At 73.2% G+C, this 19,195-nt stretch carries 16 protein-coding genes and 1 other RNA gene; 12 read left to right on the forward strand and 5 right to left on the reverse strand.

The annotated features are described in order from the left end of the window. Positions 1-108 precede the first annotated feature (108 nt). The 7 genes from aceA to KZX45_RS14830 all read left to right on the forward strand — a co-directional run bounded on the left by aceA (position 109) and on the right by KZX45_RS14830 (position 9,382). The gene (aceA, locus tag KZX45_RS14800; protein WP_248258520.1) at positions 109-1,431 is read left to right on the forward strand and encodes an isocitrate lyase; all 1,323 of its coding nucleotides are present in this window, start codon (positions 109-111) and stop codon (positions 1,429-1,431) included. A gap of 28 nt (positions 1,432-1,459) precedes the next feature. Then, positions 1,460-3,223, forward strand: a complete 1,764-nt coding sequence (gene aceB / locus KZX45_RS14805; RefSeq protein WP_248258521.1) for a malate synthase A — start codon at positions 1,460-1,462, stop codon at positions 3,221-3,223. Between the two features lie 250 nt (positions 3,224-3,473). Beyond that, positions 3,474-4,856 carry a sensor histidine kinase gene (locus KZX45_RS14810; RefSeq protein WP_248258522.1) on the forward strand — a complete coding sequence of 461 codons (1,383 nt, stop codon included), beginning with the start codon at positions 3,474-3,476 and terminating at the stop codon, positions 4,854-4,856. A gap of 41 nt (positions 4,857-4,897) precedes the next feature. Beyond that, the gene (locus tag KZX45_RS14815) at positions 4,898-5,596 is read left to right on the forward strand and encodes a response regulator transcription factor (protein ID WP_248258523.1); all 699 of its coding nucleotides are present in this window, start codon (positions 4,898-4,900) and stop codon (positions 5,594-5,596) included. A gap of 163 nt (positions 5,597-5,759) precedes the next feature. Beyond that, positions 5,760-6,656, forward strand: coding sequence for an ABC transporter ATP-binding protein (locus KZX45_RS14820; protein ID WP_248258524.1), 897 nt, complete (start codon positions 5,760-5,762; stop codon positions 6,654-6,656). Continuing rightward, positions 6,653-7,879, forward strand: coding sequence for an ABC transporter permease (locus tag KZX45_RS14825; RefSeq protein WP_248258525.1), 1,227 nt, complete (start codon positions 6,653-6,655; stop codon positions 7,877-7,879). Before KZX45_RS14820 ends, KZX45_RS14825 begins: the two co-directional genes overlap by 4 nt. 558 nt (positions 7,880-8,437) lie before the next feature. Next, a complete protein-coding gene (locus tag KZX45_RS14830) occupies positions 8,438-9,382 on the forward strand; it encodes a DMT family transporter (RefSeq protein WP_248258526.1) in 945 nt (314 codons plus the stop codon). 10 nt (positions 9,383-9,392) lie between these two features. On the opposite strand, the gene KZX45_RS14835 is transcribed toward KZX45_RS14830, so the two are convergent. Next, complete coding sequence (locus KZX45_RS14835) at positions 9,393-10,232, reverse strand: ChbG/HpnK family deacetylase (RefSeq protein ID WP_248258527.1); 840 nt, start codon at positions 10,230-10,232, stop codon at positions 9,393-9,395. Between the two features lie 181 nt (positions 10,233-10,413). Then, entirely contained in the window at positions 10,414-11,280 is an 867-nt protein-coding gene (locus KZX45_RS14840; RefSeq protein WP_248258528.1) for an RDD family protein, read from the reverse strand. Between the two features lie 18 nt (positions 11,281-11,298). On the opposite strand from KZX45_RS14840, the gene KZX45_RS14845 reads away from it, so the two are divergent. From KZX45_RS14845 to KZX45_RS14855, 3 genes are all read left to right on the forward strand, one after another. Then, positions 11,299-12,294, forward strand: coding sequence for a stage II sporulation protein M (locus KZX45_RS14845; protein ID WP_248258529.1), 996 nt, complete (start codon positions 11,299-11,301; stop codon positions 12,292-12,294). A gap of 144 nt (positions 12,295-12,438) precedes the next feature. Continuing rightward, the gene (gene smpB, locus KZX45_RS14850; RefSeq protein ID WP_308221750.1) at positions 12,439-12,966 is read left to right on the forward strand and encodes an SsrA-binding protein SmpB; all 528 of its coding nucleotides are present in this window, start codon (positions 12,439-12,441) and stop codon (positions 12,964-12,966) included. A gap of 77 nt (positions 12,967-13,043) precedes the next feature. After that, on the forward strand, positions 13,044-13,472 hold the full coding sequence (locus KZX45_RS14855; protein ID WP_248258530.1) for a hypothetical protein: 429 nt from the start codon (positions 13,044-13,046) through the stop codon (positions 13,470-13,472). A gap of 16 nt (positions 13,473-13,488) precedes the next feature. Here the strand turns inward: KZX45_RS14855 and KZX45_RS14860 are convergent, their stop codons facing one another. The 3 genes from KZX45_RS14860 to KZX45_RS20380 form a co-directional block, all read right to left on the reverse strand. Then, the gene (locus KZX45_RS14860) at positions 13,489-15,285 is read right to left on the reverse strand and encodes an NAD-binding protein (protein ID WP_248258531.1); all 1,797 of its coding nucleotides are present in this window, start codon (positions 15,283-15,285) and stop codon (positions 13,489-13,491) included. A 10-nt stretch (positions 15,286-15,295) separates the two neighbouring features. Then, positions 15,296-15,682: a DUF6394 family protein gene (locus tag KZX45_RS14865; protein WP_248258532.1), complete on the reverse strand. Its 387-nt coding sequence runs from the start codon at positions 15,680-15,682 to the stop codon at positions 15,296-15,298. 98 nt (positions 15,683-15,780) lie between these two features. After that, the gene (locus tag KZX45_RS20380) at positions 15,781-17,292 is read right to left on the reverse strand and encodes a CYTH and CHAD domain-containing protein (protein ID WP_248258533.1); all 1,512 of its coding nucleotides are present in this window, start codon (positions 17,290-17,292) and stop codon (positions 15,781-15,783) included. A gap of 109 nt (positions 17,293-17,401) precedes the next feature. Between KZX45_RS20380 and KZX45_RS14875 the strand changes: the two genes are divergently transcribed. Next, a complete protein-coding gene (locus KZX45_RS14875; RefSeq protein ID WP_248258534.1) occupies positions 17,402-18,445 on the forward strand; it encodes an LLM class flavin-dependent oxidoreductase in 1,044 nt (347 codons plus the stop codon). Positions 18,446-18,547: 102 nt separating this feature from the next. Continuing rightward, positions 18,548-18,914: a transfer-messenger RNA gene (ssrA, locus tag KZX45_RS14880) on the forward strand. Positions 18,915-19,195: the final 281 nt, after the last annotated feature.

The raw sequence follows: 19,195 nt of genomic DNA on the forward strand, positions 1-19,195 counted from the left end.
CTCCAAGGGTGAAGATCGGAAGAACTTCACCGAGATTAGCAGTGGTTGTGAACTGGGTCACCCCAGCAGAGTGGTGTCACGCCAGTTCTTCACCTCTAGGGAGAGACCATGACCACGACGCTCGAGCCCACCACCACCGGCACCGGCCCCGCGGAGCGGATCCGCGCGGAGGCCGCCGAGCTGGAGCGCGAGTGGGCCACGAACCCCCGCTGGGCCGGCGTCAGCCGGACCTACAGCGCTGAGGACGTCGCCCGCCTGCGCGGCTCGATCCGCGAGGAGCACACGATCGCCCGCCGCGGCGCCGAGCGCCTCTGGCACCTGCTGACCTCGACCGACTACGTCCACGCGCTCGGCGCCATCACGGGCAACCAGGCCGTGCAGATGGTGCGGGCCGGGCTCAAGGCGATCTACCTCTCCGGCTGGCAGGTGGCCGGCGACGGCAACACCTCCGGCGAGACCTACCCCGACCAGTCGCTCTACCCGGTCAACTCGGTCCCCACCGTCGTGCGCCGCATCAACAACGCGCTGCGCCGCGCCGACCAGATCACGTGGTCCGAGGGTACGGACCCGGGCTTCGACTGGTTCGCGCCGATCGTGGCCGACGCCGAGGCCGGCTTCGGCGGCCAGCTCAACGCCTACGAGCTCGCCCGGGCGATGATCGCCGCCGGCGCCTCCGGCATCCACTACGAGGACCAGCTGGCCGCCGAGAAGAAGTGCGGCCACCTGGGCGGCAAGGTGCTCGTCCCCACCGGCCAGCACATCCGGACCCTCAACGCGGCCCGCCTCGCGGCCGACGTCATGGGCGTGCCGACGATCATCGTCGCCCGCACCGACTCGCTCGCGGCGAACCTCATCACCTCCGACGTCGACCCGGTGGACCAGCCGTTCCTCACCGGCGAGCGCACCCCGGAGGGCTTCCACCGCACCACCCCCGGCCCGGAGCCCGTCATCGCCCGCGCCCTGGCCTACGCCCCGTACGCCGACCTCATCTGGGTCGAGACCGGCACGCCGGACATCGGGCTGGCCCGCCAGGTGGCCGAGGCCGTCCACGCGAAGTACCCGGGCAAGATGCTCGCCTACAACTGCTCGCCGTCCTTCAACTGGAAGGCCAACCTCACGGACGAGCAGATCGCCACCTTCCAGCGCGACCTCGGCGAGCTGGGCTACAAGTTCCAGTTCATCACCCTGGCCGGCTTCCACCAGCTCAACTACGGCATGTACGAGCTGGCCCGCGGCTACGCGCAGAACGGGATGACCTCCTACGTCGAGCTCCAGGAGAAGGAGTTCGCCGCCGAGGCCCACGGCTACACGGCCACGAAGCACCAGCGCGAGGTCGGCGCCGGGTACTTCGACCTGATCGCCACCGCCATCAACCCGGACTCGGAGACCCTCGCGCTGCGCGGGTCCACCGAGGAGCAGCAGTTCCACTAGGCCCGAGCGCCCGGAAAGGACCACCACCATGACCACCACCGCCCCGCACCCCCGCCAGCTCGTCGTCGCCGCCCCCAGGCGTGCCGGCGCCACGCCCCTGCGGGTGGTCTCGCCCAGCGCAGCCAGCGCGCCCAGCGCCGCCACGCCGGCCGCGGCGGCGGTGGTGGCCGGGTCCGTGCCGGCGACGTCGCCGTCGGGCTCCTCGACGGTCCGGCTCAGCGGCCCCGACGTCGCCGGCGCCCGGGAGATCCTCACCCCCGGGGCGCTCGCGTTCCTCGCCGAGCTGCACCACCGCTTCGCGGGCCGCCGCGCCGAGCTCCTCACCGAGCGGCACGCGCGCCGCCGCCGGCTGGCCAACGGCCACCTGCCCGACTTCCTGCCCGAGACCAGGCACATCCGCGACGACCGCACCTGGCAGGTCGCCCCGCCCGCCCCCGGGCTGCTCGACCGGCGGGTGGAGATCACCGGCCCGACCGACCGGAAGATGGCGATCAACGCCCTCAACTCCGGGGCGAAGGTGTGGCTGGCCGACCTCGAGGACGCCAACACCCCGCACCTCGCCAACGTGATCGAGGGCCAGGTCAACCTGCGCGACGCGATCCGCCGCACGATCGACCACACCTCGCCCGAGGGGAAGCGCTACGAGCTCGGCGAGGACCTCGCCACCATCGTGGTCCGGCCCCGCGGCTGGCACCTGCTCGAGAAGCACCTGCACGTCGACGGCGAACCCATGGTCGGGGCCCTCGTCGACTTCGGCCTCTACTTCTTCCACAACGCGGCCGAGCTGATCGCCCGCGGCTCGGGGCCGTACTTCTACCTCCCCAAGCTCGAGAACCACCACGAGGCCCGGCTGTGGCACGACGTCTTCGACTTCGCCGAGGACGCGCTGGGCATCGAGCACGGCACGGTCCGCGCCACGGTGCTGATCGAGACGATCATGGCGGCGTTCGAGATGGAGGAGATCCTCTACGAGCTGCGCGAGTACTCGGCCGGGCTCAACGCCGGCCGCTGGGACTACCTGTTCTCCGTCATCAAGAAGTTCCGCGACTCCGGCCCGGCCTACGTCCTGCCCGACCGGGCGGACGTGACCATGGCCGCGCCGTTCATGCGGGCCTACACCGAGCTCCTGGTGCGCACGTGCCACAAGCGCGGAGCGCACGCGATCGGCGGCATGTCGGCGTTCATCCCCTCCAAGGACCCCGGGCGCAACGCCGAGGTGGAGGCCAGGGTCCGCGCGGACAAGCAGCGCGAGGCCGACGCCGGCTTCGACGGCTCGTGGGTCGCCCACCCCGGCATGGTGGGCTACGTCGGAGACGTCTTCGACGGCGTGCTGGGCGCCTGCCCGCACCAGCTCTGGCGCACCCGCGAGGACGTCCACGTCACCGCCCGCCATCTGCTCGACGTCGCCGCCACCCCGGGGGCCGTCACCGAGCGGGGCGTGCGCACCAACGTCGCGGTGGCCCTGCGCTACCTCGAGGCGTGGCTGGGCGGGCGCGGCGCCGTCGCCATCTTCGGGCTGATGGAGGACGCGGCGACGGCGGAGATCTCCCGCTCCCAGGTGTGGCAGTGGATCCACAACGCCACCCGGCTCGACGACGGGCGCACCGTCACCGGAGCCCTCGTCCGCCAGATCCTGGCGGAGGAGACGACGGCGCTGCTCGACGAGGCCGGCGACCACGGCGCCCGGCGCGCCAGGATCGCCGAGGCGGCCGACCTGTTCACCGAGGTCGCGCTCGGGGAGGAGTTCCCCACGTTCCTCACGGTCCCCGCCTACGCCTGCAGGGTCGAGTGACCCCCACGCGGGGCCGCGAGGCGTCCTCACTTCGGTGACCCGCCATCTTCCCGCTCACCGGTCAGCTGCTCGCCGAGACGTACGTCTCGGCGAGCAGCTGTCGTCTCGCGACAGGTCCCGGCGAGGAGCTGACGTCTTGCGACGGTCTCCGCGGAGAGATGACCGGTCAGGACCAAGGAGGGGTCCGCCCGGGGTACTCCGTCTGGAGGCGGAGGCAGCCGGCTCGGAAACCTCCGTAGACTCGAGCACCATGGCACCCGAGCGCACCGACACCGCGGGGCGGCTCAACGCCTGGCTCAACGACCCGGTGGACCCGAGCTGGGTGCGGCCGGGCCCCGGCGCCCGGCAGCTACGCCAGGACGCCGTCGGCACGGCCCTCTTCCTGATGCTCGCGCTCGGCATGCTCGTCGTCTCCAAGAGCATGGGGCTGCGGATCGACGGCGAGGACACCTGGCGCGCGTTCGTGGCCATGACGCTGATGATCCTGCCGCTCGCGGTGCGCCGCCGTTTCCCGCTGACGGTGCTGCTCGCGAGCAGCGCCCTGTTCCTCGGCCTGTCGTACCTCAGTCCCGAGGCGGCGATGCAGATCACCTTCCAGGCCGCCTACTTCGCCGCGCTGTACGCGGCGGTGGCGTGGGCGCCGGACCGGCGGCTGCTCTGGCTGGCGAACGGCCTGGTGCTGCTGACGATGGCGCTGTGGGTCGTCATCACGTTCACCATGACCGCGACCTTCGAGCGGATGACCGACTCCTACGGGCAGCCCGACGGCCCGCTGGGCCAGATGACCGCGGCGGTCCTCTACAGCGTCGCGGTCAACCTCGCCTTCTTCGGCGGCGCGATCCTCGTGGGCCGCAGCTCCTGGCGGGCCGCGCTGCAGCAGCAGCGCCTGGCCGCCCAGGCCGACCGGATCCGTGAGCAGTCCGGCGAGCTGGCCCGCCGCGCCGTGGTCGACGAGCGACTGCGGATCGCGCGCGAGCTGCACGACGTCGTCGCCCACCATGTGGCCGTCATCGGCATCCAGGCGGGCGCCGCGCGGCGCGTGCTGGGGAAGAACCCCGACGCGGCCACCGAGGCGCTGCGGACCATCGAGGGCTCCAGCCGGGACGCGGTCGCCGAGATGCGCTCCCTGCTCGGGGTGCTCCGGTCGGAGACCGACCTCGCGCAGGACGGGGCGGAACGCGCCCCCGAGCCCGACCTCGCCGGCCTCCGCCCCCTGGTCGAGAGCGTGTCCGAGGCCGGGCTCGCCGTCGAGCTACGCCGCGTCGAGGAACGCCCCGGCGACCTCGAGAACGTGCCCGGCCCGCTCGGCCTGTCGATCTACCGCACGGTCCAGGAGTCGCTCGCCAACGTCGCCCGCCACTCCACCGCCACCAGGGCGCTCGTCACGCTGCGGACGGGGACGGACCGCGACGGCTCCGAGGGGCCGGCGCCGCGCTGGGTCGAGGTCGAGGTGATCGACGACGGCCGCCCCCGCGGCGGCACCGAGGGCTCGGGCTTCGGGCTCCGCGGGATCCGCGAGCGGGTCGCGCTCCACGGGGGCGACGCCGAGATCGGCCCGCGCCGCACCGGGACCGGGTGGCGCGTCCGTGCGCGGTTCGGCCTGCGGGTGCGCGACGGCGCCCTGGTGCCGTGACCCCCGCCACCGCACACCGCACCACCGTCACTGGGAGACAGATGACCACCCCCGTCCGCGTCCTCATCGCCGACGACCAGGCGCTCGTGCGCTCGGGCTTCGCCATGGTGCTCTCCGTCGAGGACGACATCGAGGTGGTGGGGCAGGCGGCCAACGGCGCCGAGGCGCTCGCGATGCTCGCGACCACGGACGTCGACGTCGTGCTCATGGACGTGCAGATGCCGGTCATGGACGGCATCGCCGCCACCCAGCGCGTGGTCGGCGAGGACCTCGCCAAGGTCATCATCCTGACCACGTTCGACCGCGAGGACTACCTGTTCGACGCCCTCGCCGCCGGCGCGAGCGGGTTCCTGCTGAAGAACGCGGACCCTGACGACCTCGTCGACGCCATCCACGCCGTGGCCGACGGGCACGCCCTGCTCGCGCCCGAGGTCACCGTGAAGGTCATCTCGCGCCTGGTGAGCGAAGGCCGTCCGCCGGCCCCGGCGCCGGCCGGGCAGCCCGCCCGCGCCGTCGACGCCGCCACCTCCCGGGCGGTGGCGAGCCTGACCGGGCGCGAGCGGGAAGTTCTCGGCCTCATGGCGGAGGGACTGTCCAACGCCGAGATCGCTCAGCGGCTCTTCCTCGGCGAGTCCACCGTGAAGACCCACGTGTCCCACATCCTCACCAAGACCGACTCGCGCGACCGCGTGCAGGCCGTGGTCCTGGCGCACCGCACCGGTCTGGTGGGGGCGGGCTGACCGGTCGGCCACCGGCCCTCATCCTCGCGACGGAGCTGACGCGTCGGCGGGGGAGCAGGACCTCCCGGCGGGGGAGACGACGGCGCCCGGACGGTTCACCCCGGCGGCGGATGTGCCGCCCGGGGGCGGCTCCCTAGGCTCGTGGCGGACGAAAGGAATCCGTATGAGCAAGTCACCTCCCGCGCTCGAGGTCATCGACCTGACCCGGCGTTTCGGGGACAGCACCGCCGTCGACCAGGTCTCGTTCGTCGTCGAGCCGGGCCGGATGACCGGCTTCGTCGGCGCCAACGGCGCCGGCAAGACGACGACGATGCGGATGATCATGGGCGTCCTCGCCATCCACGGCGGCGAGGTCCGCTGGGACGGACGGCCCGTCACGAGCAAGGACCGCGCCCGGTTCGGGTACATGCCCGAGGAACGCGGCCTCTACCCCAAGCAGCAGGTGCTCGACCAGCTCGTGTACCTCGGCCAGCTGCGCGGCATGACCCGCCACGACGCCGCGGCCGAGGCGACCCGCCTGCTCGAGCGCTTCGGGCTCGGCGGCCGGACCAAGGACAAGCTCGAGTCCCTCTCGCTCGGCAACCAGCAGCGCGTCCAGGTGGCCGCCTCCCTGCTCCACGGCCCGGCGGCGCTGATCCTCGACGAGCCGTTCTCCGGTCTCGACCCCGTCGCGGTGGACTCGATGGTCGACCTCCTGCGCGAGCGCACCCGGCAGGGGGTGCCGGTCCTCTTCTCCAGCCACCAGCTCGACCTCGTCGACCGGCTCTGCGACTCCCTCGTCATCCTCTCCGGCGGGCGCGTGCGCGCCGCCGGCGCCGCCGACGACCTGAGGGCGGCCGGGCCCCGCCGCTTCCGCCTCGGCACCGAGCCCGACGCCGGCTGGGTGCGCGGGGAGCCGGGGGTCGACGTCGTCGACGTCGAGGGCACCACCGCGATCCTCCAGATCGACGACGACGCCGCGCGCGACCGCGTGGTGCGCCGCGCCGCCGAGCGCGGCCTGGTCGAGTTCACGCCCCTCGTCCCCACCCTGTCCGACATCTACCGGGAGGCCGTGCGATGACCACCACCGCACCCAGGACCCAGACCCCGACCCCGGTCGCCGAGGCCCCCGCGGCCGTCCAGCGCCCGTGGCTCGTCGTCGCCGTGCGCGAGGTCATGGTCAAGCTCCACGACCGCAACTTCCTGATCTCGACCGCCATCACCCTGGCCATGATCGCCGCCGGCATCGGCCTGTCCGCGTTCCTCGGCGCGCGGACGACCGACCACACCGTCGCCGTGGCGGACGACCTCGGCGCGCAGGTCGCCGCGGCCGCCCACGAGCTCGTCGCGGCGGACGACTCCGGGGACAGCGTCGAGGTGACCGAGCTCCCCGACGACGCTGCGGCCCGCGCCGCCGTCGAGGCCGAGGAGGCGGACGTCGCGCTGCTCGGGACGGACGACGGGTGGACGGTCGTCGGGCGCACCGAGGTCGACGAGGGGCTCGCGCGGGTGCTCACCGAGGCGGTGGCCGCGGCGGTCCTGGAGACCAACGCCCAGGCCGCCGGCACGACCACGGCGGAGCTGACCGCCGGCTCCACGGTCACCACCGAGCTGCTCGAGGGCGACGCGGAGCAGGCCGAGATGCAGCGCGTGGTCGGCTTCGTCTTCGCGTTCCTCTTCTACATGGCCGCGATCGTCTTCGGCATGGCCATCGCCACCTCGGTGCTGGAGGAGAAGCAGAACCGCGTGGTCGAGATCCTCGCCACCGCGATCCCGATCCGGCAGCTGCTCTACGGCAAGGTCGTCGGCAACTCCGCGCTCGCGCTGGCTCAGGTCGCGCTGTACGCCGTCGTGGGGCTGATCGGGCTCAACCTCACCGGGACGGCCGGGGAGATCGGCTGGATCCTGAGCGCCTCGGGCTGGTTCATCGTCTTCTTCATCGTGGGATTCACGGCACTGGCCTCTGTATTCGCCGTCCTGGGGTCGCTGGCCAGCCGCAGCGAGGACCTGCAGTCCAACACCGGCCCGGTGCTCGGGGTCATCATGGTCGCCGTCTTCGCGGGCATCTTCGCCAAGGGGACGCCCCTGGCGGTGGCCTCGTACATCCCCGTGGTGTCCTCGGTGGCCATGCCGGTGCGGATGCTCAGCCACGACCTGCCGGTGTGGGAGCCGGTGCTCTCGCTGGCGATCACCGCTGTCGCCGCGTACCTGCTCGTGCGGCTGGGGGAGCGCGTCTACCAGCGCGCGGTGCTGCAGGGCGGCACCGCGCTCACATGGCGTCAGGCGCTCAGGCTCGAGGCGTAGCCCGAGCAACGCACAACCCGCGTGCGCCGGCAGTCCGTCAGCCCGTCAGCGCGTGTGCCCGTGTGCCCGTGTGCCCGTGAGCCCGTGAGCCCGTGTGCCCGTGTGCCCGTGTGCCCGTGTGCCCATGTGCCCGTGAGCCCGTGAGCCTGTCAGCCCACTCAGCGTCGAGTGCGACGTTTTCCGTGTTATTCGGTCCTTATTACCCGGAAAACGTCTCACTCGACGTGCCCGTGGCCCGTGGCCGTCTGTGCGGGCGAGGTGCAGTGCGCGCGGGCGGCTGGCAGTGGTAATGCTCTTGACCCGCGTCGACGGCGAACTACCGTGGCGGGCGGGGCGAGATGCGGCTCTGGGTCCGACATCGGCGCAACGGCGATGCCCGGCCCGAGAAAGAGGGTGTTCATGGGCGAGCTGACCGCCCGGCCTGCGAGCGGGCCGGGGCGTGCGGGCGGGCCGGGGCGTGCGGGCGGGCCGGGGAGTGCGGGCGGGCCGGGGCGTGCGGGCGAGGAGCGGCCCAAAAAGGGGCCGGCGCGAGCGGGTGCACCACGACCGGGGAACGCCGTGCGCAGCGTGAGCGGGCTCTGGTTCGCGCTCGTGTCCGCGGCGGCCTTCGGCACCTCGGGGGCGCTGGCGAAGTCGCTGCTCGAGAGCGGCTGGACGCCCGGCGCCGCGGTGGTCGCGCGCATCGGGGGTGCCGCGCTCGTCCTCGCCGTGCCCGCGCTGCTCGCGCTGCGCGGCCGCTGGCACCTGCTGCGCCGGCACGCGGGCCTGATGGCGGCGTACGGGCTGGTGGCCATGGCCGCCTGCCAGCTCTTCTACTTCACCGCCGTCACCACCCTGTCGGTCGGGGTCGCGCTCCTGCTCGAGTACCTCGGGCCCGTCCTCGTGGTCGGCTGGATGTGGCTGCGTCACGGCCTTCGTCCCCGGCGCTTCACGCTCGCGGGGATCGTGCTCTCGCTCGCCGGCCTGGTGCTCGTCCTCGACGTCACCGGCGGCCTGCGCGTGGATCCCGTCGGCGTGCTGTGGGGTCTGGGGGCCGCGGTCGGCCTCGCGGTCTACTTCGTCCTCTCCGCCCACGAGACCTCCGGGCTGCCGCCCATCGTCATGGCCGCGGGCGGGATGGTGGTCGCGACGGCGGCCCTCGCGCTCGCCGGGCTCGTGGGCGTCACGCCGATGCGCTGGTCGACGACGAACGTGCAGCTCGCCGGGGCCACGGTGCCGTGGTTCGTCCCGCTGACGCTGCTCGCCGTCGTCGCGGCAGCGCTGGCCTACGCCCTGGGCATCGCGGGCACGCGCCGGCTCGGGTCGACCGTCGCGGCGTTCGTGGGCCTGTCGGAGGTCCTCTTCGCGGTCCTTTTCGCGTGGCTGCTCATAGGCGAGCTGCCCCTGCCGGTCCAGCTGCTCGGCGGGGTGCTCATCGTCGGCGGCGTCATGGCCGTCCGGTACGACGAGCTGCGGCGCCCCCGGTTCCCGGCCGCGGGCGTGCCCGTGGCGGAACGCGCGTAGCCGGGGGCTTCTACCAGCTCGGGACGAGCTCGATCCGCTCGCTGCGCAGGGTCCGCAGGAACAGCGGGTCCTGGAGCAGCCGCAGCTCCCACATCCGCTTGCGTCCCTCGGCGCGGTCCAGCCTTCGGGCGGCCGCCGCGGGGGCGGGGTGCATGATCAGCTCGGAGACGCCGTCGGGCAGGGCACGCAGCTGCCTGAGCACGGTCCAGCGCAGGTGGGCGTAGCCGGTGAGCAGCCGGCCGGGCAGGACCGCGCCGATGACGGTCTCGGGCAGACGGACGCCGTACGCGCCGGCGGTCGCCACCGCCTCGTCGTAGCGACGGCGGAGGGGGCCGCGGACGGCGACGTCCAGCAGCCGGGGCAGCGTGCGGGGCAGGCGGAAGCCGAGCGAGTTCTCGGCGCAGAACCGCAGGGCGGTGTCCAGGAGCTGGCCGCCGCGGTGGCTGTACAGGCTGCCCGAGTGAGAGTCCAGGGCGGCGGGACGCAGACCTGCCTCCGCCATCCATCCCAGCTGGGCGGTCATCTCACGGCGGACCTCGGCGGCGCTGGCGGCGGTCTCGAACTGGGCCAGGTCGACGTGGAACAGCCCCTCGGGGTCGGTCAGGGTGGGCACGTCCGCGGCGAGCGGCCGCCACGGCGCCAGCTCGCGGGCGCTGGTGAGGGTGACGTGCAGCCGCGGGTCGGCCAGGCCGGCGCGGCGGACGCGCTCGACCGCGTCGGGCGCGCCGGGGGCGACGGCCATCAGGGTGGACGAGGTGACCGCGCCGCGCGCCATGAGGTCCACGATCGCCTCGTTGGTGGCGGGCCCGATGCCGAGATCGTCGGCGGTGACCACAAGTTTCCGGGTCATAGGTGGATCCGTTCCGCAGGGATGCTCGACGGTAACGCCGCCGGACCCCCGGCGTGAACAGGACGGAGGAAACCGTGATCGGTCCCACGCCGGCCGGGCGCGCCCTTGAGGCGCCGGGGGCGTGAGCCGCCGGCCGCCCGCCGGCCGTCTGCGGCCGCCGTCGGCCGACTGCGCGGCCGGGTCAGCGCGAGTCCGGCACCCCGTACGGCAGGCGCGCGATCCGGGCCGCCTCCTCCTCGTCGCGCTGCCGCGCCCGCAGCCCGACGGCGTACTCGCGGTCCCGCCGGGAGACCAGCACGGCGGCGAGGAACCGCTCGGGGTGCGTCCCCCACGGCGGCGGCGGCGCCACGTACGGCTCCACCTGGGCCGCCAGCGACGTCCCCATCCGGGCCCTGGCCTCGGGCGTCATCGAGCCGGTGCGGCCGAGGAAGCGGCGGGCGGCGAGGCCCAGGCCGTCGGGCAGGGCGCGGATGTCGGCCGAGTCCGCCCACGACCGGAGCTCCGGCGGCATCACCAGCGGGGGCTCGCGCCGCTCGCCCCCGCGCACCCGCACGGCGTAGGTGCCGGCGAGCAGGTCGCCGAGCCGCTTGCCGCGCCGGTTCACGGCCGCCGAGGTGATCGCGACCGCCCCGGCCGTCAGCCACAGCTCGCCGACGCCCACCAGCGCCCGGACGAGCGCGTGGCGGAACCGCACGGGTCCGCCGTCATCCCGGACCACGCGGATCCCGGTGACGAGCTTGCCGAGCGACCGCCCGCGCGTGAGGGTCTCCACGGTCGTGGGCGCGAGCACCGTGACGACGGCGAACGTGGCCACCTGCACCACGCCGAGCTGGGCGGTGTTGAGGGTCTCGAGCACCCGGGTGGCGCCCAGGATCAGCAGGACGGCGCCGGCGGCGTAGGCGACGGCGTCCAGGAGAGCCCCGAGCACCCGGACGCCCACGGACGCCGGGCGGATCTCGAGGGCCACGGCCTCGCCGGTGACGATGAGGTCCTCCTGCAACCGGGCGTGCGCGAGCGCCACCTCGGGGCCGGACCGGCGGGTGCTCACCTGTGGGAGGGTACCGGTGTGGACGTCGACGCCTTCGCCGCGGTGCACGAGCCGGAGTGGCGGCGGCTCGAGGAGCTGAGCCGGCAGCGGCGTCTGACCGGTCCGGAGGCCGACGAGCTGGTCCGCCTCTACCAGGCCACCGCCGGCCACCTGTCCGCGGTACGCAGCTCGGCCCCGGACCCCCACCTGGTCGGCCGGCTCTCCACCCTGCTGGGCCAGGCCCGCGGGCGGGTGGCCGGCGCCCACGAGCTGCGCCTGGCGGACGTCTCCCGCTTCTTCGTGCTCACCCTCCCGGCCGCGTTCTACCGCGTGCGGTGGTGGACCGTCGCGGTCATGGTGGCGTGGGTGGCGCTCGCCGTCGTCGTCGGCGTCCACACGGCCGGCACCCCGGCGGCGCTGGCGCAGCTGGGCACGCCCTCCCAGCTCGAGGACTACGCGCAGGACGCGTTCGAGGCCTACTACTCCAACTACCCGGCGCCGGACTTCGCCGCCCTGGTGTGGACGAACAACGCCTGGATCGCCGCGCAGTGCATCGGGCTCGGCATCACGGGGGTCTTCCCGGTCTACGTGCTCTTCGTCAACGCCGTCGGCGTCGGCCAGGCCGGCGCCATCATGGCCGCGTACGGGGACCTGGGCGTGTTCTTCGGCCTGATCCTGCCGCACGGCCTCATGGAGCTCACCGCGATCTTCATCGCCGGCGGGACCGGGCTGAAGCTGTTCTGGACCGCAGTCTCCCCGGGTGGCCGGACCAGGGCCCGCGCGCTGGCCCAGGAGGGGCGCTCCCTGGTCACGGTCGCCGTCGGGCTCGTGCTCGTCCTCGCCGTCTCGGGCCTGGTCGAGGGGTTCGTGACCCCCTCGGTGCTGCCTGGCTGGCTCAAGCTCGTCATCGGCGCGCTCGTGCTCGCCGGCTACTGGAGCTACACGCTCGTGCTGGGCCGTCGCGCCGTCGCGGCGGGGGAGACCGGCGACCTCGAGGAGGACCTCGCCGGGCACACCCTGGCCCAGGCCGGCTGAGCGCGCCCACGCAACGGCTGTCCGCCGTCGGCCAATCCGGTCGAGCGCGGCCGGGGTGCTGGCATACGCTTGATGGTCGGCCCCGGTTCGGGGCCGTGGCGGGCCGACCGGCGCGCGGTGACGGACAGGAAAGAGGGATCCACGGTGGCGGGCACGAAGGCACCCGGGGCGCAGAAGCCCACCGCGGCGCAGCGGGCCAAGGCCGAGGCGGACGCCCGGAAGGTGATCGCGCGCAACAAGAAGGCGCGTCACGACTACCACATCGACGACACGTTCGAGGCGGGCCTGTCGCTGACCGGCACGGAGGTCAAGGCGCTGCGCATGGGCCGCGCGTCGCTCGTGGACGGCTGGATAGAGATCGACCGCCACGGCGAGGCCTGGCTGCACAACGTCCACATCCCGGAGTACGCGCAGGGGTCCTGGACCAACCACGGTCCGCGGCGCAAGCGCAAGCTCCTCCTCCACAAGGAGGAGATCGAGAAGCTGGCCGTGAAGACCCGCGAGAAGGGGCACACGATCGTGCCGCTCGAGCTCTACTTCACCAAGGGGCGCGCCAAGGTCGAGATCGCGCTGGCCCGCGGCAAGCAGGAGTGGGACAAGCGCCAGTCGCTGCGCGAGAAGCAGGACGAGCGCGAGGCGCAGAAGGCCATGAGCCTGCGCCGGAACCGGTAGCGGGCGGCGGCATCCCTCGCGGCACCCGGCGCGGCGGGGTTACGGTGGCGACGTCCGTACGAGCCAGGAGGTTCGCCATGGGTCTGCCGATCAAGCTCCGCCACGTCCCGTCCCGGGCCGCGGCGGGAGCGTTCATCCTCAACTCCGGCCTCGGCAAGCGCGGGCTGCCCGACGAGGCCGCCGCCGGCCTGCAGGGGATGGCGGCCAACGCCTTCCCCCAGCTCAAGCAGCTGTCACCGAAGGACTTCGGCAAGCTGGTCTCCACGTCCGAGATCGCTCTGGGCGCGGCGCTGCTGGTCCCGCTCGTGCCCACCTGGCTCGCCGCACTCGGGCTCGCCGGGTTCTCCGGGTCGCTGCTGTACATGTACACCCGCACGCCGGGTCTCACCGAGGAGGGCTCGAGCGTCAAGCCGACGCAGGAGGGCACCGGCATCGCCAAGGACGTCTTCATGCTGGGGATGGCGGGCTCGATGCTGGTGGACGAGCTCACCTCACGCAAGGGCTGACCCGCTCGGCCCTCGCTCACCCCACGCCGCTGGGCTGGCGGGCGAGCCGGCGCCAGATCCAGCTCGAGGGGACGTCCCGGCCGTGCAGGACGTACTCCCGCGTCGCCTCGTCGACGAAGGTGCTCTCCAGCTCCCGGCGGGCGCGCGGCAGGCCGGCGAGAAGGAGCGAGTCACCCGGGGCGAGGAGAAGGTCCTCGCCCGGCGTGCAGAGGTCCCGCCCCTCCCGCACCACCATGAGTGGGACGGCGGCCACCGCCGCCTCCCGATCCGCCGGGCTGCGCAGGAGGTCCGTGATCCTGGCGTGGCCGGCGAGCAGCCACGGGCGCAGGCCGGCGGCCGCCGGGCCCGCGAGGTCGACCTGCCAGATCATCAGGCTCGAGTGCCCGCACCGGAGGACCAGCCGCTCGAGCAGCTCCTCGGCCCACGCGTCGCCACGGCGCGGGATCTCCTTGAGGAAGCGGAGGAGCACGGGGCTCCCCAGGAGCGCCAGCACCTCGTGCGCCGTGACCTCGTGCGGGACCAGCACGAGGTCGGCGTCGGCAGCCTCGAAGAGCTCCCGGTCGGAGCGGTCGTTCTGCCGGGCCACCACGAAGACGTCGGGGTTGTCCCGCCGCGCGGCCGCGACGAGCGCCAGGTTCGTCACGTCGTCGTCGTCGGCGGCGATGATGCCCGCGGCCCCGGCGACGTCCGCCGCGGCCACCATGTCGGCCTCGAGACCTTCGCAGCGCAGCACCGTCGGGTCATCGCTGGTCGTCGTGCCGGCGTCCACGACGGTCACCTCGACCCCGCTCGACCGCAGGTCACGGGTGACCTCCTGCCCGAAACGCCCGTAGCCCGCCACGACCCACCGGCCCGGGGCCAGCGGTGCACGCCGCGGGGGCACGGCCTCACCCGGGAGAGAGGTGAGCCACTGCTCGAGCTGGTACGAGGCCGGGGACCGCACCGCGAGGCGAAGGTGGTCCCCGAAGGCGTCGAACGGGTTGATGACCGTGGCACCGTGCGCGCGCATGCGCCCGGCGGCACGCACGGAGAACGCTCGGGCGATCAGTGTCCCGCGGGGGCGCACCAGGCCGGCGGCCGTGGTGACGGCGAGGTTGACGTCGTCGTCGTCCGTCAGCGCCAGCACGCCCTCGCACCGCGGGTGACGCAGCCCGGCTGCCACGAGGACCTCGGGGTTCGAGGGCTCCGCCGCCAGGCCGGGCACGTCGAAGTGGTACGCGTCCCGGTCCAGGCTCGAGATGCTGCGCGCCGAGCGGTCCACGACCACGAAACGACGCCCGAGGGCGTCCAGGGAGTCGCCCACCAACCTTCCGGTCTGCCCGTGCCCGACCACGAGCAGGAACGGCTCGCGCAGGCGCGCCACCTTGCGGGCGAAGCGCTGGGTGGAGACCGCCTGCCGGAAGTCGTGGTCCTGCAGCAGGCCCAGCAGGCTGCCGATGGCGTACGCCCACCCGACGACGCTGAGGAAGATCGCGACCGTGACCCACGACCGCTGCAGCGCGGTGAAGGGGTGGGGGATCTCGCCGAACCCGATCGTCGTGGCGGTGTAGCTCATGAAGTAGAAGGCGTCGAGCAGCCCCAGCTGCGCCGGTCGTCCCGCCGAGTCCTTGCCCGGGATGACCATCAGGCCCAGCACGCTGACCGCGAAGATGACGATGAGCACGATGAAGGGTGCGCGCATGCGTCGCAGCACGACGAAGATCGTCGCGGTCGCCTGGGAGGTGGCGCCGGGCGGCGGCGGGGGCGGACCGTCCGGGGACCGCGCCGCGTCGCCGAAGATGCGGTACCAGAACGTCAGGAGGGGGTTGCCCACGGTGAGTCCTTCAGCGCCGGTGGTAGGAAACCGTCTCCACGAGCAGGATCGTGATGGAGATGAGGTTGGCCAGCAGCGCGCCCCCGGAGAGGGAGACGACCGAGGACGTGGCCTCGGGGCCGAGCTGTCCGTCGGTGGTGGCGGAGGCGATCGCCCAGACGGCGGCCGCGGCGAGGAGCTGGAGGTCGGCGACGAGGCTGGTGGCGAGGTGGAACGCGCCGATCTGTGTGCGGTCGCCGAACTTGAGCACGGTGGCGATCAGGTTGACGACCACGGCGGCGAACAGCTCGTAGATGTTGTGCACGCGAGGGTCGTCGATAGGGCCGATGAAGAACCCGAAGTTGAGGGTGGCGGCCAGCACGACGAAGAACCCGAAGATCACCTTCTCGAGGTTCATCGCGGCTCCAGCGTCGTTGCCAGCTAGCCGCATCGTAACGGCGGGATGCGCGGTGCGTGGCGGGGACCGCCACCGTGGCCCGTCTCGGGCCTATCGGCCTATCGGCGGGTCCAGCGGCGCAGCTTCCTTCTCGACGCCGCAGCCCAGGCCGCGTCGTAGGCCTCCGCGGCCGCGGCCGAGCGAGCCTCCTCGAGGCCGGCCAGGCGGCCGAGCTCGAAGGTGTCCTCACCGTCGTCGCGCGCCTGCGCGGCCAGGCCGGTCACCGTCTGGCCGGCGATGACGCTGTCCCGGTGCTCCCCGAGCACCTCCTGGACCTCCTCCATGGCGGCGGCGAACCTCTTGGCGTCCCTGCCGAAGGCCGGCCTCAGCGCCTCCCCGGCGTACCGGGCGCGCTTCGCCGCCTTGCGAACCTCGTGCAGCAGGGTCTCGTGCTCCTCCGCGGACTCCGCCTCCCGCGCCCGGTGGTGGAGGCGGCGCAGCTCCCGGTAGGCCTTGCGGGCGGTCCGCGGCAGCACCTCCCGGGCGGGGCGCCCGGCGGCCTCGGTCAGCGGCGGGGCCGCGACCAGCGCGTCGAGCTCGTCGAGCAGCCGGAAGTAGCGGGGGCTGTCCAGGTCGCTCAGCACCTCGCGGTGCGCGCGGTCGTAGCGGGTGCCGAGCTCGGTGTCGACGCGAGCGGCCGCGGCGTCGCGGTCCGGCTCGTGCCCGTCCCGGTCGAGCATCTCGCGCAGCCGCGCGCGCAGCACCTCGGTGTCCCGGGCGTCGCCGAGCGCGTGCGCGAGCCAACGCAGCTCGCCCCGCACGACGTCGGTGCGCGCGCGGTCCAGCACGGGCCGGAAGGTCTTCAGCGCGGACCGCAGCCGCCTCGAGGCCACCCGCATCTGGTGCACGGCGTCCTCGGCGTCGCGCCGCACGCCGGGGTCGGCCTCCTTCAGCGCCGCCACCTGCTCGACCACGTACGCCCGGACGACGTCGCCGGCCGGGTCGCCCCGTCCCGCCGGGCGGGGTCGTGGTTCCGGCCGCGGCAGGCGGTCGCCGAGCGCCCGGGCGAGCTTGGAGGGCGCGGGCGGGTCCGTCGCGCCGGCGGCCACCAGCGCGGCCGCCGCCTCGTCCAGGAGGCCGGGACCGCCGTCGACGAGCTCGACCTCGACCTCCCGCCAGGTGCTGACCGTGACGTCGTCGCCGAGCGACTCGGCGGTGACGTCGTCCTCGACCACCTCGGCAAGCACGGGACCGCCGTCCGCGCGGAGGCGGTGCACCGCCCGGGTGGTGCGCAGCCGCGCCACCGGGACCAGCGGCTCGTCGCGCACGTGCACGGCCACGAGGCGCCGGAGCGACTCCGGCGGGTCCACGCCCTCCGGCCCGGGCGGCTCGTGGACCTCCAGGCGCCCGTCGGGCCCCGGCAGCTTCAGGTGCCACCCGTCGTCCGTACCCCCGGTGCGGCGGCGCAGCGTGACGCCGTGCGCCGCCAGCCGGAGGTCCGGGGTGTCGACGTAGGTGCTCTCGAGGTTCAGGGTGCCGTCTTCCCGCAGGTCCTGCGGGAACGCCACGTCGGAGAGCCGGAAGTCCTCCGGCACGGCGAACTTCCGCTCCACCTCGAGCTGGCTGTGCACGCCGGACCACCTCCTGGAGCCACCACCTTATCGAGGGGCGGGCACCCGGCGGGCGAGGGGAGTCTGCGGTGCCGGGGAACAGCGGACGGCTCCGGGACGTTGCCTCGGCATGGAACTGGGCATCTACACCTTCGGCGATCTCGACACCCGTCCCGGCGCGGAGGGTGTGACGCCCGGCGAGCGCATCCGTCAGATCCTGGAGCGAGCCGTGCTCGCCGAGGAGGTCGGCCTCGACTACGTCGGCATCGGGGAGCACCACCGGCCCGACTACGCCGTCTCCGCACCGTCGATCGTGATCTCCGCGGCGCTCGCGCGCACGGAGCGCATCCACGTCGGTTCGGCCGTGACCGTCCTGTCCACGGAGGACCCGGTGCGGGTGTACCAGGAGTTCGCCACCATGGACCAGTTCTCGGGCGGGCGCGTGGAGCTGCTCGCCGGCCGCGGCTCGTTCATCGAGTCCTTCCCCCTCTTCGGGGCGAACCTCGAGGACTACGACGAGCTCTACGAGGAGAAGCTCGAGCTGCTGCTGGCGATCGACGCCGGCAACCCCGTGACGTGGTCGGGCAACTTCCGGGCCCGGCTCACCGACGCGACGATCCTGCCCCGGCCCACCGACAAGCCGGGCGTCGGCGAGCACCTCAACATCGCCGTCGCCACGGGCGGGTCGCCGGCGTCCTCGGTGCGGGCCGGCCGGCTGGGGCTGCCGATCAACTACGCCGTGATCGGCGGTGAGCCGCGCCGGTTCGCGCCGCTCGCCGAGCTCTACCGCACCGCCCACGCCGAGGCCGGCCACCCGGAGGCGCGCCGGTCCGTCTCGGTCTCGGTGCACGGGTTCCTGGCGGACACCGACGAGGAGGCGATGGAGTTCTTCTACCCGTACCAGCTCGACGCCGGGACCAAGATCGCGCGCGAGCGCGGGTTCGCGCTGCCCAACCGGATCTCCTACGAGGCTCAGGCCGGCCGGCACGGCGCCTTCGTCATCGGCTCGCCGGAGACCGTGGCGCAGAAGATCGTGGCGCTGCACGGCTACCTCGGGCACGACCGGCAGAACTTCCAGATGGACGTCTCCGGGGTGCCGCAGCGCGAGTCGCTGCACGCCATCGAGCTGCTCGGGCGGGTCAAGGAGCTGGTGAACGCCGAGCTGGGGGAGTGATCCACGTCGCACGGCGGCCGTCGGGAATAGAGGTGCCAGGGGCGTCGTTGACCACGTAGCATGGGATCCGACGGAAGTTCTCGTCGGTTGACAACTGCACATGGGGATGATCGGTTTCGACGATGGTCGTCGTTCCAGGAGAAGCGGGTCGAGGATGCAGAGTTATCTCGTAAACGCTCTCTGCAAACCAATAGGTGCCGATTCCAAGCGCACCGAGTTCGCCCTCGCCGCCTGAGCGAGTAGCGACTCCGTCAGCCCGGGCTAGCTCTCGTCCCGGTTCCTGGCGTCAGCTAGAGAGCCACTGCTCGTAGTCCTCGTCATCGGGGCTGCGGGAACACTCAGATGACTGGGCCTGTCAGCGACTTGTCTGCGTGATCGCTGGGGCCGAGAAAATCAGCAGCAGACTGCACCCGGAGAAGCCCTGGTTCCACGCCGTCGGACGCGGGTTCGATTCCCGCCATCTCCACCATCGGTGGTCGCACGCACCTTCGCGGGTGCGCCGTTCACGGATCACCCCAAAGAGGGCCGCCTCCCACGGAGGCGGCCTTCGTCGTGGCACCACTGTCGTGAACCACTGAGCGACGCCGCAGTGACGCGGGCCACGCCCGCGGAACGTCCGGACAGGACCTCTGTCCCGGTTCGTCGGGATTGTCCGGACCTACGTTTGTCCCGTAAGGAAGAAGGGCCGGTCCGATACCGGTCCCGGAACTGGGCGGGAAGCCAACAGGTGGCGGCCCGCAGATACGGGGA

This window comes from Georgenia sp. EYE_87 (genome assembly GCF_023148685.1).
GTDB lineage: Bacteria > Actinomycetota > Actinomycetes > Actinomycetales > Actinomycetaceae > Georgenia.

Bases quoted from the DNA above. Each gene is read 5' to 3' on its own strand.
- KZX45_RS14810 (WP_248258522.1), top strand. From the start codon at position 3,474: ATGGCACCCGAGCGCACCGACACCGCGGGGCGGCTCAACGCCTGGCTC.
- KZX45_RS14820 (WP_248258524.1), top strand. From the start codon at position 5,760: ATGAGCAAGTCACCTCCCGCGCTCGAGGTCATCGACCTGACCCGGCGT.
- KZX45_RS14875 (WP_248258534.1), top strand. From the start codon at position 17,402: ATGGAACTGGGCATCTACACCTTCGGCGATCTCGACACCCGTCCCGGC.
- KZX45_RS14825 (WP_248258525.1), top strand. From the start codon at position 6,653: ATGACCACCACCGCACCCAGGACCCAGACCCCGACCCCGGTCGCCGAG.
- aceA (WP_248258520.1), top strand. From the start codon at position 109: ATGACCACGACGCTCGAGCCCACCACCACCGGCACCGGCCCCGCGGAG.
- KZX45_RS14855 (WP_248258530.1), top strand. From the start codon at position 13,044: ATGGGTCTGCCGATCAAGCTCCGCCACGTCCCGTCCCGGGCCGCGGCG.
- aceB (WP_248258521.1), top strand. From the start codon at position 1,460: ATGACCACCACCGCCCCGCACCCCCGCCAGCTCGTCGTCGCCGCCCCC.
- KZX45_RS14815 (WP_248258523.1), top strand. From the start codon at position 4,898: ATGACCACCCCCGTCCGCGTCCTCATCGCCGACGACCAGGCGCTCGTG.
- KZX45_RS14865 (WP_248258532.1), bottom strand. From the start codon at position 15,682: ATGAACCTCGAGAAGGTGATCTTCGGGTTCTTCGTCGTGCTGGCCGCC.
- KZX45_RS14835 (WP_248258527.1), bottom strand. From the start codon at position 10,232: ATGACCCGGAAACTTGTGGTCACCGCCGACGATCTCGGCATCGGGCCC.